This is a genomic window from Algoriphagus halophilus (assembly GCF_041729275.1).
Classification (GTDB): domain Bacteria; phylum Bacteroidota; class Bacteroidia; order Cytophagales; family Cyclobacteriaceae; genus Algoriphagus; species Algoriphagus halophilus_A.
In genome coordinates this window covers 2586800-2600757 of record NZ_CP146486.1, presented here as the reverse complement: position 1 = coordinate 2600757, position 13958 = coordinate 2586800, and the positions used below count along the sequence as shown (strand labels likewise).

The window sequence follows — 13958 nt, the reverse complement described above, 5'->3', positions numbered from 1 at the left end:
GGTCAATCGATTAAGAATGAATAAATACATTAAATATTTTGGCATAGCATTGTTGGTGATCTTAATTGATCAAGCGGTGAAAATGCTAGTCCATTTCGAAATGGATTTCGGTTCGCCGGGTCAAATCCCGATTTTCGGTGATTGGTTTAAGCTTCATTATACCACTAATCCTGGAATGGCTTTCGGGATGGAAATCGGATCTGAATATGGAAAATTGATTTTGACTTCCTTTCGTTTGGTAGCAATGGCCGGAATAGGATATTATTTATACCATATTATCAAGCAAAAAAGTCACCCAGTATTTATTGTATGTATTGCGATGATTTTAGGAGGTGCCATAGGAAACTTGGTAGATTCCATATTTTATGGGGTTTGGTTAAATAATGCTCCATACAATGCTCCTTCACCTTGGTTTCATGGGCAGGTTGTAGATATGTTCTATTTTGATATATGGGAAGGATATATACCAGAATGGGTTCCAATTTGGGGCGGCGATTATACTGCTTTATGGCCTATATTTAACGTTGCCGATGCTTCTATTTTTGTTGGAGTAGCAATCATCTTGATATTCCAAGGGCGGTTTTTTCCAGAGCACAAAGAAGAAGAACCTAAAAAGGAAGAAATAGAAGAAGTTAAATCTTCCGTAGAAAGTGAATAAAAGAAGCTCTCCTTTTTAATTTAAAAGGAGAGCTTTTTCTTTATTTTATCACTTTTTTTCACTGATTGGTGAAAAAAGGGCCGTTAAGGCTCCATTCTGATCAATTTTTATGTAATTTTCAAGCTGCATTCATCGCAAAAAGTGATGAATACTACATTTTTGGTTGCTTTTGTTAAATCTCACTTTAATAGAAGACCGTGCTGTTATACTAAGACCCTGATTATGATAGTAGATCCAGAGAAACCCTTTGAGATTATTTATTCCCTTTTTAGTCATGAATACCTCGGCTTATTACTTGACTCTTTTGTAATTCAACTCGATGAACAAGGAAGGCTTTCTTTGGCCCATCAAAATATCAGTTCTGTCAATGCCCATGAGTTTTCTTCCAAATTGGATAAGGCAGATTTTGAGCTGATCAAATTAATGGACAGTATGCAGCAGGAAGTGGTGGTTAGAAAGCACAACAAAAGAAACCTGAAACCAAAGGAATTTCTTCGGAAAATTTATGATGAGAATTCCGGGAATGAAACCATTCAAAAGCTGATTGAGGAGAATTTAGAGCATACTAGATCTAAGATATTTCCTTTGCTGAGAGGCAAGAGATTTTTGAAATGGGTAACGATGGGAATCCCATTTGGAAAGAAATTGAGGTGACGGATCAGAAAGCAACCGTGTTGTTCCACTTTAGGAAAAACGAAGAAAATACTCATTATTTTCCTACGATTAAATACAAGGGAGCGAAGCTGGAATGGCAGTATAAACATGGCTATTTAGTCTGCCACAATCCTGCTTGGCTAGTAGTGAATCAAATGCTGTTCAGCTTTGAAAAAGGCATAGATGGCAAAAAGCTTAAGCCCTTCTTAAATAAGAAGTTTATTGTCATTGATAAGCGGTTTGAAAGAGAATATTATAGGAAATTCATCACCCAGTTACTTTCAATATTTGACGTTTATGCAGAAGGTTTTGATATTAAAGTAGAAAGAGGCAATCCACAGCCCATACTTTGTATTGCTGATCTTCCGGGGAATTCTGGAAAAGACCTCTTTGGTGAAGAAATAGAAAAAAACCAAGAGGATCAATTGGTGTTTTCTCTCAAATATAAATATGGAGACTATACGTTTGACTCTGCAGAATCCATCAACAATTCAGTACGATTAGAAGAAAATGGAGAGCATTACATTTTCCATAAAGTAATTAGAAGCAAGGAAAAGGAAAGAGCCATTGTCAAGTACTTGGAAGAACGAGGACTTGATTTTGTACATGGTAAACGTGCTATGAGCAAATCCTTGGCTTTTGATTGGATCAGTGAGCATTTGGATAGGCTGGAAATCGAAGGGTTTAAGTTTGAGCAAAAGGAAAGTCCAAAAGGGAAAACGTACCATATCGGTCGGGCTCAAATTTCGATCGAAGTAAACGAAAACATCGATTGGTTTGATGTAAATGCCCAGATCAAGTTTGGAATTTACCTGGTGCCTTTTGCCAAATTAAGGAAACTATTGGTACAAGGGAAAACAGAATTTGAGCTTCCCAATGGAGAATATGCGGTGATTCCTGCTTCATGGTTTGTCAATTATTCGGAACTCTTTTCATTTTTAGAAGATAAAGGAGGGACGGGACAAATGATGATGAGAAAACATCATTTGGCTTTAGCCAAGACCTTAGAGTCAGGAAACCTTGTTCAATTGACCTTGAGTAGGAAATTGGAACAGCTTCGTGATTTTGAGACCATAGAGGAATACGAAGTTCCTAAGAAGTTCGCAGGAACCTTAAGGCCTTACCAGCACGCCGGCTATAATTGGCTTAGATTTCTTAATGAATTTAAGTTTGGCGGATGTCTGGCTGATGACATGGGTTTGGGTAAAACAGTCCAAACTTTAGCCTTGTTGGCTCATGAGGCAGAGGTGAATAAAGGACAAACTTCCTTATTGGTAATGCCTACTTCTTTGATTTACAATTGGGAACTAGAGGCTAGAAAATTCACTCCAGATTTAAAGATTCTGGTTTATACCGGCACAAATCGTATTAAAGACCCTTATCGGTTCAGTGAATATGATCTTGTACTGACATCGTATGGGATCATTCGGTTGGACATAGATATTCTCAAGGACTTCTTTTTCAATTACGTGATACTCGACGAATCTCAAGCGATCAAGAATCCTAATAGTAATATTGCTTCTGCGGTAAATCAACTGAAAAGTAAACAGCGATTGATTCTTACAGGTACTCCTGTAGAAAATGGTACTATGGATCTTTGGTCGCAAATGAATTTTGTGAATCCTGGATTGCTTGGAACTCAACATTCCTTCAAAAAGCAATTCCTTTTGCCTATTGAGAAGCAAAATGATAAGAATAAGGCTACTAAGCTTCATTCAATGATAAAGCCTTTTATCATGAGAAGGCTAAAATCCCAGGTGGCTACTGATTTACCTGAAAAGATCACCAACGTGAAATATTCCGCTATGACTGCGGAGCAGGAATCGGTTTATGAGGAGGTGAAAAGCTATTATAGAGAAAAGATTATTTCAGATATTAAAGCAACTGGAAGAAATTCACAGCAATTCACTTTACTACGAGGACTTACCCAATTAAGGCAAATTGCCAATCATCCAAAATTGGTTAGAGACGATTATGAAGGAGAGTCCGGTAAGTTAGAAGATATTACTTATATGCTTCAGTCTACCATCTCAGAAGGTCATAAAGTGCTGGTATTTAGTCAGTTTGTGAGGCATTTGGCGATCGTGAAAGAATATCTCGAGAAAGAGCAAATACCATTTTCTTATTTGGATGGTTCAACTAAGGACCGACAGGCTCAAGTAGAGGCATTTCAAGAGCAAGATGAAATTAAGGTGTTCTTAATCTCTTTGAAGGCAGGGGGTGTAGGTTTGAACTTGACAAAAGCAGAATATGTGTTCTTGCTTGATCCATGGTGGAACCCAGCAGTAGAAGCTCAGGCCATCGATCGAGCACACAGAATTGGACAAGAAAATAAAGTAATTATTTACAAGTTTATCAGTCGAAATTCTGTGGAGGAAAAAATTATGGCTTTACAAAATAGAAAACTGGCACTTGCAGGGGAGTTAATTGGAACTGAAGAAAGTTTCATGAAGAGCTTGGATCAAGATGACATCGCTGCTTTGTTGGCATAATTTGAAGTTTAGGCTTTTTAAAAGGGTAGGAAGATAATTTCTGCCTTTTTTATTCACTTGATAGTCAAATAAATAGGCGGTTTTTCAGTTTTTTTAATAATAATTTATTGTAGAAATGGAGGCATTACAATCAATATTTTTCTAAATTATACTAAGTCAGTACCATTAGAACCTACCGCACGCATGCCAAGAGCAAAAGCCGATAAAGATCGGAAAATCTTTGTGCTGGATACATCAGTAATCCTATATGCACACAACTCCATCATGAATTTTGCCGAACACGATGTGGTCATTCCGATCACTGTGTTGGAGGAACTGGATCAGTTCAAAAAGGGCAATGACACCAAGAATTTTGAGGCAAGGGAATTCATTCGATTATTGGATAAACTATCCAAAGATCAGATGATTCACAATTGGACTCCTCTGAATGGAAAGTCGAGAGGAAACTTTCGAGTCCTAATGAATCCAGAAAACCAGATGAATGCCAATGAAATTTTTGGTGAAGAGAAGAATGATCATAAAATTCTAAATGCTGCGCTATATCTCAAACAGCATGAAAAGACAGGAAGGTCATATTGGTATCCAAAGACATTAATCTTCGACTCAAGGCGAAATCACTGGAATTACTCGCTGAAGATTATGAAACCGGTAAAATCAAGAATATTACAGAGCTTGAAAATACCGGTAAATATGTCTTGGATAATGTAGATCCGGATGCGATTAATAAACTGTATGAAATTGGTTATATAGAGGCGAAGTTGGTTTTAGGAACTCGAAAGAGGAAAGCAAATGCCTATTACATTCTTAAAAGCGATAAGAATTCTGTGCTAGCCTATTTCAATCCGGAAGAGAATATTTTGGAGCGCGTGGATAAGAAATTAGCTTATAATATTAAGCCGAAAAATGCCGAACAGACCTTTGCGCTTAATGCGATTACAAATCCTAGAATTCGCTTGGTATCTATTCAGGGCGTTGCGGGTACTGGAAAGACTTTATTAGCATTGGCTGGAGCTTTGGAACAACGAAGAGATTACAAACAGATATTCTTGGCGAGACCCATTGTTCCTTTAAGCAATAAAGATATTGGGTATTTGCCTGGTGATATCAAGTCTAAGTTAAATCCATATATGGAGCCGCTTTGGGATAACTTGAAATTTATCCAAAATCAATATAAAGAGACCGATAAGGAATTTCAAAAGATCACAGAATTGGTCAATCAGGAAAAATTGGTTATTCAGCCTTTGGCTTATATCAGAGGTAGATCCCTATCGAATATTTTCTTTATCGTGGATGAGGCTCAAAACTTGACACCACATGAGATAAAAACGATTATTTCCAGAGCAGGAGAAAATACGAAGATTGTTTTTACCGGAGATGTGCATCAGATTGATACTCCTTATTTGGATTCTCAATCAAATGGATTGTCGTATCTCATCGATCGGGTTAAAGACCACCCGCTCTATGCTCATATAAAACTGGAAAAAGGGGAACGTTCTGAGTTGGCAAACTTAGCTAATGAATTATTATAGAATAGTTTCCAACCAATTTAATAAGCTCCGATTTGATCGGAGCTTTTTTCTTTTAACCCTTCATCAATCTATTTCTTTCTGGATCAAACTTAAAATTTGTTCCATTTCCCGCATCAATGGTTGGTAATGTGCTTCTCCTGTCGCATAACTAGCCAAAATAAACATCAGGATATTGTTTTCAAATGCTGAGGAGGACAATAGTTTCAAGTTACTTTGTTCTTTTTGTGGCCCAATAGGTATACCCAATTGTTGGTAGACTCCAACTTGCTTTAAAACTGTTTGAAGGCTATTACCTTCGGTTCGAAACTCATTTAACACGTGCTCTCGTTGTATATCCAGTTCATTTTCTTGTCTCTTGATATCTTCTAGCGTAGAAATCCAGTTGGTAAGTAAACGCCTTAATTCCGAGTTACTTAAAATTTTTAGATTCCCGGAATTGATCATCTCATTTAATAGGGAATTATTGGGGTTAAAGGCAATGTCAGAAGAAAATGATTGATAGAGTAATTGTGAAAACTCTTTTTCTCCCGGGCTTTTGTTAGGGTCTGCGATATATTTCAATATACTTTTTGCTCCATCAATATTTCCTTGATTTACCTGGATTAATTCTTCCAGTTTGAGCTTACTTGTCTTGAACTCTTCCTCAAGCCCATGAAGGTAGATTTGTTCGGTGTTTTTGTTGATTCTCTCTTGATTGAGGTTGTTGATTCCTAGCGCTATCAGAATACCTATGACTACCAAGATGATTTCTCCAAAAGCGTATACCAAGTATTTACTCACTTGATTTTTTGAAAGAAGTTGCTGTCTGATTTTTCTGAAGAATTTGATCATATTAAAAAGCTTAAGATTCTAAACTTGCAGATTTCCTCATAAAGTAGCTGTAAGTAAACTTTTCCTGGGTAATATAATTACAAATGCTTTTTACTCAAATGATAGGTTTTGTATCCACTATTGAAATGTATTATTTGTTGATTTTCTTGATTTTAAGGACCTAAATAGAAAGCTTTTAGAATTTTAGGAATAGTCTTTAAAAAACTACTAAAAAGGACAACCAAATTTTGTTTGGGTTTTTGTCCGTCAATGGGGATGTTGTGTACGTTATTGTACAGTCCAAATTAGGCAAACCTGCTCTATTTGCTGTTAAAGGCCGATTTTACACTTTGGGTCACTTTTTGGCATATACCTATCATCGAAATTAAACCAACTATAAATACTACTGCCATGATAGCTACATATTTATCCCAAAAAACATTTGTGCTGTACTTGGCTTACTAATGGCTTTCACCATTGTTTGGAAAGCTAAAACAGAAGCAAGTTCAATCACACAAAAGCATACTGCCCGATTTGAAAATACTAAACCAACGAATACTATCGGACAAAATGAGGATGTTTATCACATCTACTTAAAAACACTAAAGCCTGAGAATCAAACTGAATTGATTGTTCTCAGGCCTGTAAAATCTTAAAGATAATTACTCGTAAGGGTTAATTTGGTTGATTGTTTGGTTATCAAAAGAGGTGAGTTTTGCTCACCTTTTTTGTTTATTAACTTTCAGTAATAGTATTCAATTTGGAAAGGAAACTATTATAATATTGTCTACCCACTTGAACAACGGCACCTTGCTTGAGCGTGATTTCTTTGGTGTTGAAGTATTCGATTTGCCCTAAATGTACAATGTAAGATTTCTGAACTCGTAAGAAATATTGGGAAGGAAGAATATCCTCAATTTCTTTCATAGACTTACGAATACTGAAATCTCGATTTTTGGTAAATATGGTGACCATATTACCATTGGCTTCAACATAATAAATATCATTATAGGGAACCCGTTCAAAAGCATTATCTGCTTTAATAAAGACAGCATCTGTAACTAAGTAGGGACTGTCATTTGTTGATTTAGCAACCGCAGCTTCTGTGCTTGGTTTAGTCCGCTTATTATAAAGAACAATTTCTACGATGGCATGAATATCATTCGTGTTGAATGGTTTCACTATAAAGCCAGCAGGGTTAATTCTTTTAGCTCTTTCGATGATGGTAGGGTCACTGTAAGAGGTCACATACACCAAAGGAGCATCGACCATTTGTTTTACGATTTCACCTAATTCAATTCCATCTTTGTCACCCTTGAGTTTGATATCCATAAATATCAAATCCGGTCGGTATTTCTTGATGACTTTAATACATTGGTTTGCCGAATTAGCGATATCAATATTGACATAACCCAAAAGTTCTAGTATCTCTTGGATATTTTCAGCAATACTGAGTTCGTCTTCGACTATTAAAATCCGCTCTTCTTTCATAAGACGCTTAAGGTATTCAGTTAGTGATGATTAGTTTTGGATGAAATTCATCGAACTATAATTTACACTAATTACCGAATTTAATGTATAAAATCAAATGCTTTTTTTGCATATGAAATTTTTGACTAAAGATTAAAGACTCATCATTTCCTTAAATCGTGCTGCTTGTCTTCTACTTACTTCAATTCTATCCCCTCCTTTTAAGGTAACTACTAAGCCTCCATTAAACCATGGTTCTATCCCTTCAACCCATCCTAAATTGATGATATGCTTTCTACTGGCTCTGAAGAAGGATTTTTCATCCAATCGTTCATCCAAAGCATTTAATGATTTATGAATCATCGGTTTGAAGTTGTCAAAGTATACTTTGATGTAATTACCATCTGATTCAAATAATCGGACATTTGAAAGTCTAACAAACCAGCATCGGTCACCATCTTTGACGAATACTTGATCATCCAACGTAAGTTTTTTCTGATTATCAGAATAGGTAACGTCTTCCTTTTTAGATCCGCCTTCAATTTTTGTAGATAATTTATTAATTGCCTCTTCAAGTCTTTTAGGCTCAATAGGTTTTAATAAATAATCTAGTGCATTCACTTGAAATGCTTTCAAGGCATATTCATCATAGGCAGTTGTGAAGATCACATGAGGTACCTGATCCAATTCCTCCAATAATTCAAAGCCCGTTTTTTCCGGCATTTGAATATCTAGAAAAATCACATCTGGATTAAGTTGGTCAATTTTTTCTTTGGCATCGTCCACGTTCACGGCTTCTCCGACTACCTCTACACTTTCCAATTGATTTAAAAGGGTGATCAGCTCTTTTCGAGCTAGTCTTTCATCATCTATTACAATTGCTCGCATGTTATTTTTTATTGATTACTCTAAGTTAACTCTTTGTTTTGGGATTTTAATTTCAGTGATAACGAACTGGGTTCCTGAGTTAAAGATACGCAATGTACCCTTTTCTCCATAAATGAGTTTGAGTCTCTGCAGGGTGTTACTGAGACCATGTCCGCCTTCTCGTTTGGTTTTTAGGGTAGGAGGGGTGATTAACCTGCCACTATTTTTTACTTGGATATAGAGATCATCATCGATTCCTTCTCTACATTTTATTTCAATGAGCCCTCCTTTGACTAAATTGGAAATGCCATGTTTGATTGCATTTTCCACAATAGTTTGAAGCATCATAGGAGGGATTTTATAGCTATATGCGTCCTCTTCGATGTTATAAATTACTTCCAGGCGCTCCTCAAATCTAATACTTTCTAATGCCAAATAATCCTTTACAGTCGCTAATTCATCAGCAAATTCAATCACTTGCTTTTTATCCATCATTAGGCTAAAGCGAAGTATATTGGAAATTCGAGTAATTGCAGATTTGGCCTTTACAGGATCTTCATCTACCAAAGCCCGAACGCTGTTTAAGGCATTGAAAATAAAATGAGGATTCAGCTGGCTTTTCAGGTGGTTGAGTCGAATCTCATTGATCTTGGCCTCATATTTTAATGAGTTGTTATAATTATCAAGGAAATGAAATAAAAAGTAACATAAAAACCACAGCGCATAAAAAAGGAAGCTGAGGAATAGATTAGCAGAAATAATCAAGAACTTGAAGTCCTCTTTCGGATTTAATAAACCAAAACCCAGATTTATAAATATTTGAGCAATGGTAGTTACCAAGCTCAGGGCAAGTAATGCCAGTATTACCTGAAGGAGTAATTGGGGCAATTCCAATTTAAACCATTCATAGGTTTTAACTATATATCTTAATAGGTGGCTTGATAATAGATAAAAAGCAGATAATGTAATAAAGGCCCAAATTTGTGCGGGCGTAAGACTTCCTCCGGATAAAGAGGCAAAGAATATAAGGATGGAAGCAAAGGATCCCCAGCCTATGATCTGTAGAATCCAATATAAACTAAATCTGTTCATTCGATTCCAAAGATAGTTATCACATAAGATTGATTTCCTTTAATGTGATAAAAGGAGTAAAGCATTGATTTTTATTCAGATCAGTTATTTAATTCCAATCTCAAAAACTTGGCTGTATGGCTTTTTGGATTTTTTGCAACATGCTCTGGGGTACCCTGATCTACAATCGTTCCGCCCTTATTACCTCCTTCTGGACCTAAGTCCACAATATAATCAGCCATTTTGATCACGTCCATATTATGTTCAATGATCAAGACTGTATTGCCCTTATCTACCAATCTGTTTAAAACAAGCATCAACAGATCGATGTCCTGAAAATGAAGTCCAGTGGTTGGCTCATCCAAAATATAAAAGGTCTTCCCAGTATCTTTTTTGGATAGTTCTGTTGCCAATTTTACACGCTGTGCCTCACCTCCAGAAAGTGTGGTGGCATGTTGACCCAAAGTAATATAGCCTAAGCCTACATCATTGAGGGTACTGATTTTCCTCAAAATTTTAGGTTGATTTTCAAAAACTCCACCGCTTGCTCAACGGTCATATCCAACACATCGGAGATTGATTTTCCTTTAAACCTAATTTCAAGGGTTTCTCGATTGTACCTTTTTCCTTTGCAGGTTTCACATGGAATATGCACATCTGGCAAAAAGTCCATTTCGATTAATTTCATCCCTGCGCCTTCGCAATCTTCACATCTTCCTCCTTTGACATTGAATGAGAAACGACCCGGTTTATAGCCTCTGATTTTGGCTTCTGGTAGCTCCGTAAATAATTTACGTATATCCGAAAATACTCCTGTATAAGTAGCAGGATTGGATCTTGGGGTTCTACCAATCGGGGATTGGTCCACTTCTATAACCTTATCCAGTTCCTTTAGCCCATCAATGCTTTTATAAGGCATGGGCTCTTTTTTAGAGCGGTAAAATTCCTGACTTAATAATGGGTATAAAGTTTCATGTATTAAAGTACTTTTCCCACTCCCGGAAACTCCGGTGATACAGATCATTGTGCCCAGGGAAGTCTAAGATCCACATTTTTCAAGTTATTACCAGAGGCGCCTTTAAGCACCAATTCTATTCCTTTTCCCCCTCTTCTTACCTTAGGGATGGCATTTCCAAGCTTGCCCTGGAGGTATTTTGCTGTAGTCCCAGAAGAACTCAGGACTTCTTTTGGAGAGCCAGAAGCAACTACATGTCCTCCGTGTCTACCTGCACCTGGTCCCATATCAAGGACAAAATCAGACTCCAACATCATGTCTTTGTCATGCTCTACCACCAAAACAGAATTACCTAGGTCCCGTAAATTTTGAAGAGCCTTAATTAATTTGACATTATCACGTTGGTGCAAACCAATGCTAGGTTCATCTAATATGTAAAGAACACCAACGAGCTGTGTACCTATCTGGGTGGCCAATCGAATTCTTTGAGCTTCTCCTCCCGATAAGGTTCTTAATGGTCTGTTTAGGGAAAGGTAATCCAAGCCGATATCCAGAAGAAAACCGATTCGTTTTCTGATTTCCTTCAAGACTTCACTTGCGATTATATTTTGCTTATCAGTAAGTCGGTCTTCTAAGCCTTCAAACCATTCACCAAGCCCACGAATGTCCATGACGGCAAGTTGGCCGATATGTTTGTCGTCGATTTTGAAATGAAGAGATTCTTTTTTCAAACGATATCCATCACAGTCTGGACATATTTGGGTGGTGGTAAACTCACTGACCCATTCCTGGATTTTGTCGGAGCTACCTTCCTGGTATTTTTGGAGGAAATTGATAATTCCTTCAAATGTAGTATGCCATTTAGTCCCAGGGTATTTGACAGAATCTACTGCCACTTCCATTTTATCCCCATTGAGTAAAATTTCTACCACTTCTTCAGGAAGATCTTTAATCGGGGAACTCATGGAGCATTTGTAATGCTTGAGTATTGCTTCGATTTTTTGAAAATCCAGATATCCCGATATTCTCCCAAAGGAGCAATGCCTCCTCTTGTAATACTTAAGTTAGGGTCAGGAATAATACTTTCACGAGTAATTTCTTCTTTGATGCCTAGACCATTACAGGTAGGGCAAGCTCCATAGGGGCTGTTGAAAGAAAAGTTATTTGGGGCAGGCTCATCGTAAGAAAGGCCAGTTTCAGGGTCCATCAAATACTTGGAGAAATGATGGATTTCACCTTCTTCATCACGAATCATCATGACACCTTTCCCATGTTGCAATGCAGATTTCAAGGATTGAGTGATTCTAAATCTATCTGATTCCTCGGCAACGATACGGTCTATGACTATTTCAATATCATGGATTTTGTATCGGTCCACTTGCATTTTGGGAACCATGTCCAACACTACCCCATCTACCCGAACTTTGGAAAAACCCATTTTTCGAATCTGTTCAAAAAGCTCTCGGTAATGTCCTTTACGCCCTTTGACCACTGGAGCCAATAAATAGAGTTTCTTGTTGGCAAAGTTTGAAAATAGCTGCTCTATGATTTGATCTTCGGTTTGTCGAATCATTTTTGAGCCGGTTAAGTAGGAGAATGCTTCTCCAGCTCTTGCGTAGAGCAAACGCATAAAATCATAAATTTCCGTGACGGTACCTACGGTAGACCGTGGGTTCTTGGAAGTGGTTTTTGCTCAATGGCAATCACCGGTGATAATCCATTGATTTTATCTACATCAGGTCTCTCCAAGCCTCCCAAAAAGATCTTGCGTAGGCAGAGAAAGACTCCATATATCGTCTTTGACCTTCTGCATAGATCGTATCAAAAGCGAGGGAGCTTTTTCCACTTCCGCTCAGTCCTGTTACAACCACTAATTTATTTCGTGGAATTTTAAGGTCTAAGTTTTTTAGATTATGCTCTCTGGCACCAAAAATCTCAATAAATTCTTCTTGATTAGAAGTAGATTGACTCATAAATCGTTTGGCAAATACAATCGGCAAAGGTACGAAATTTAGAGGGTAAGAGGTAGTCGAATTCTAAAATGTAACCGGCTTTTCCTTTGGTTGTTACATTTTCAGACATTTTCCTTCAAAATGAAGGTTCTTATCTCTAATAAATCGGTATTAAGCAAAAGGCTGGCTGATAGAAGGGCTCGGTTGAGAAAACCATTTTGGACCAGATTCTGTCATGTAAACACAATCTTCGTGTCTTACTCCAAACTCCCCTACAATGGAGATGTTTGGTTCTATGCTAAAGCACATTCCAGGCTTGAGGACCATAGTATTACCTTTCACAGCATTACCCCATTCATGGCCATCCATTCCAATTCCATGTCCAGTTCGATGTGGCAATCCTGGCAATTGATATCCTGGACCGAAGCCTGCATCGGTAATTACTTTTCTGGCGGCTGCGTCTACCTCACCTAAGGTAGCGCCTAGTTGGGCCGCTGCGAAACCAGCTGCTTGAGCTTCTTTTTCTAAATCCCAAATTTCTTGTTGCCTAGCAGTAGGCTCTGCTCCAAATACGATGGTCCTACTGATATCGGAATTGTAACCTTCTACTTCACATCCACAATCTATGAGAACTATATCTCCTTTTTTAAGAATTTGGGGCTGTATACTTCCGTGTGGGAAAGCAGATGCTTCTCCAAAGTTGGCTAAAGCAAATGCATGTTGAGCTCCCATTTTCTGGTGAGCCTGTGCCACTGCAGAGGAAAAGTCTGACGGGCTTCCACCTTCTTTTAGGAAGGTTAAACTGAGGGTCATTGCCTCAATCGTGATTTCTGTGGCTCTTTGCATCAGGGCGATCTCTGCCGGAGATTTGATAAGGCGGCAAGGAATCGTCACTGGATCTGCACTGATTAGGTTCAAGGAAGGAGCTACTTTCTTCAATCCATCTACAATGAAAAAGCGGACTCTCTCTTCCATTCCTACATCTCCGCTGGTAATTCCAAAGTCGTTAAGGGCCTGTTTAATCTGTAAAGGGGCTTTCATCTTCTTGCCAAGGATAAACTCGGTCTCCAATCTTGATGAGTTCTTTTAATCGATCCTCTTCAAAACCTGGACAAACATAGCTTACTTCACCAGATGCTGGGATCAGGGCAACCATTGGTCGTTCGCTACCTTCCCATTTGATTCCTGTAAAATAATCCAAAGAAGTGCCGCCATCGAGTAACATAGCTTTCATACCAATGCTATTCATTAAGTCCTGTGCCTTGGCTATTCTTGATTTTCTTTCTTCTACTGTAATCGGCTGAATGTCGGTAGTTCTTGAGCTGAGTTGTTCCAACGGAGATATATTTAGGTGATTGACTTCTTTAGATTCACATGCGATGCCGCCGGCCATCATGCTGACTCCAGCACTCATTGCAGATAGGTTGATAAAATCTCTTCTTTTCATTCTTAGTAGTTTAAGGTCGTGTGGTTAACCAAATTAACTAATAAAAATAGGAA

At 37.8% G+C, this 13958-nt stretch carries 8 protein-coding genes and 3 pseudogenes; 4 read left to right on the top strand and 7 right to left on the bottom strand.

From position 1 onward, the window contains the following. Positions 1–16: 16 nt before the first annotated feature. The 3 genes and pseudogenes from V8V91_RS13905 (at position 17) to V8V91_RS13895 (ending at position 5333) form a co-directional block, all read left to right on the top strand. Positions 17–658, top strand: a complete 642-nt coding sequence (locus tag V8V91_RS13905; protein ID WP_373395618.1) for a lipoprotein signal peptidase — start codon at positions 17–19, stop codon at positions 656–658. 222 nt (positions 659–880) lie between these two features. Next, positions 881–3804 (top strand): annotated as a pseudogene (locus V8V91_RS13900) (SNF2-related protein). Positions 3805–3987: 183 nt separating this feature from the next. Beyond that, positions 3988–5333 (top strand): annotated as a pseudogene (locus V8V91_RS13895) (PhoH family protein). 63 nt (positions 5334–5396) lie between these two features. Here V8V91_RS13895 and V8V91_RS13890 read toward each other — a convergent pair. Then, entirely contained in the window at positions 5397–6164 is a 768-nt protein-coding gene (locus tag V8V91_RS13890) for a DUF6090 family protein (protein WP_373395615.1), read from the bottom strand. 443 nt (positions 6165–6607) lie between these two features. On the opposite strand from V8V91_RS13890, the gene V8V91_RS13885 reads away from it, so the two are divergent. Beyond that, a complete protein-coding gene (locus tag V8V91_RS13885; protein WP_373395612.1) occupies positions 6608–6799 on the top strand; it encodes a hypothetical protein in 192 nt (63 codons plus the stop codon). Between the two features lie 79 nt (positions 6800–6878). On the opposite strand, the gene V8V91_RS13880 is transcribed toward V8V91_RS13885, so the two are convergent. From V8V91_RS13880 to V8V91_RS13855, 6 genes and pseudogenes are all read right to left on the bottom strand, one after another. Further along, the gene (locus tag V8V91_RS13880; protein ID WP_373395610.1) at positions 6879–7634 is read right to left on the bottom strand and encodes a LytR/AlgR family response regulator transcription factor; all 756 of its coding nucleotides are present in this window, start codon (positions 7632–7634) and stop codon (positions 6879–6881) included. 132 nt (positions 7635–7766) lie between these two features. Further along, positions 7767–8501, bottom strand: a complete 735-nt coding sequence (locus V8V91_RS13875) for a LytR/AlgR family response regulator transcription factor (RefSeq protein WP_373395608.1) — start codon at positions 8499–8501, stop codon at positions 7767–7769. A 15-nt stretch (positions 8502–8516) separates the two neighbouring features. Beyond that, positions 8517–9572, bottom strand: a complete 1056-nt coding sequence (locus V8V91_RS13870; RefSeq protein WP_373395606.1) for a sensor histidine kinase — start codon at positions 9570–9572, stop codon at positions 8517–8519. Between the two features lie 80 nt (positions 9573–9652). Beyond that, positions 9653–12479 (bottom strand): annotated as a pseudogene (gene uvrA / locus V8V91_RS13865) (excinuclease ABC subunit UvrA). 150 nt (positions 12480–12629) lie between these two features. Further along, entirely contained in the window at positions 12630–13499 is an 870-nt protein-coding gene (locus tag V8V91_RS13860; RefSeq protein WP_373395604.1) for a M24 family metallopeptidase, read from the bottom strand. Further along, a complete protein-coding gene (locus tag V8V91_RS13855) occupies positions 13477–13905 on the bottom strand; it encodes an aminopeptidase P family N-terminal domain-containing protein (RefSeq protein WP_373395602.1) in 429 nt (142 codons plus the stop codon). Before V8V91_RS13855 ends, V8V91_RS13860 begins: the two co-directional genes overlap by 23 nt. Between the last annotated feature and the right edge of the window lie 53 nt (positions 13906–13958).

Excerpts from the sequence above, each read along its gene's own strand:
- V8V91_RS13855 (WP_373395602.1), bottom strand. The coding sequence starts at position 13,905 with ATGAAAAGAAGAGATTTTATCAACCTATCTGCAATGAGTGCTGGAGTC.
- V8V91_RS13905 (WP_373395618.1), top strand. The coding sequence starts at position 17 with ATGAATAAATACATTAAATATTTTGGCATAGCATTGTTGGTGATCTTA.
- V8V91_RS13860 (WP_373395604.1), bottom strand. The coding sequence starts at position 13,499 with ATGAAAGCCCCTTTACAGATTAAACAGGCCCTTAACGACTTTGGAATT.
- V8V91_RS13890 (WP_373395615.1), bottom strand. The coding sequence starts at position 6,164 with ATGATCAAATTCTTCAGAAAAATCAGACAGCAACTTCTTTCAAAAAAT.
- V8V91_RS13875 (WP_373395608.1), bottom strand. The coding sequence starts at position 8,501 with ATGCGAGCAATTGTAATAGATGATGAAAGACTAGCTCGAAAAGAGCTG.
- V8V91_RS13870 (WP_373395606.1), bottom strand. The coding sequence starts at position 9,572 with ATGAACAGATTTAGTTTATATTGGATTCTACAGATCATAGGCTGGGGA.
- V8V91_RS13885 (WP_373395612.1), top strand. The coding sequence starts at position 6,608 with ATGGCTTTCACCATTGTTTGGAAAGCTAAAACAGAAGCAAGTTCAATC.
- V8V91_RS13880 (WP_373395610.1), bottom strand. The coding sequence starts at position 7,634 with ATGAAAGAAGAGCGGATTTTAATAGTCGAAGACGAACTCAGTATTGCT.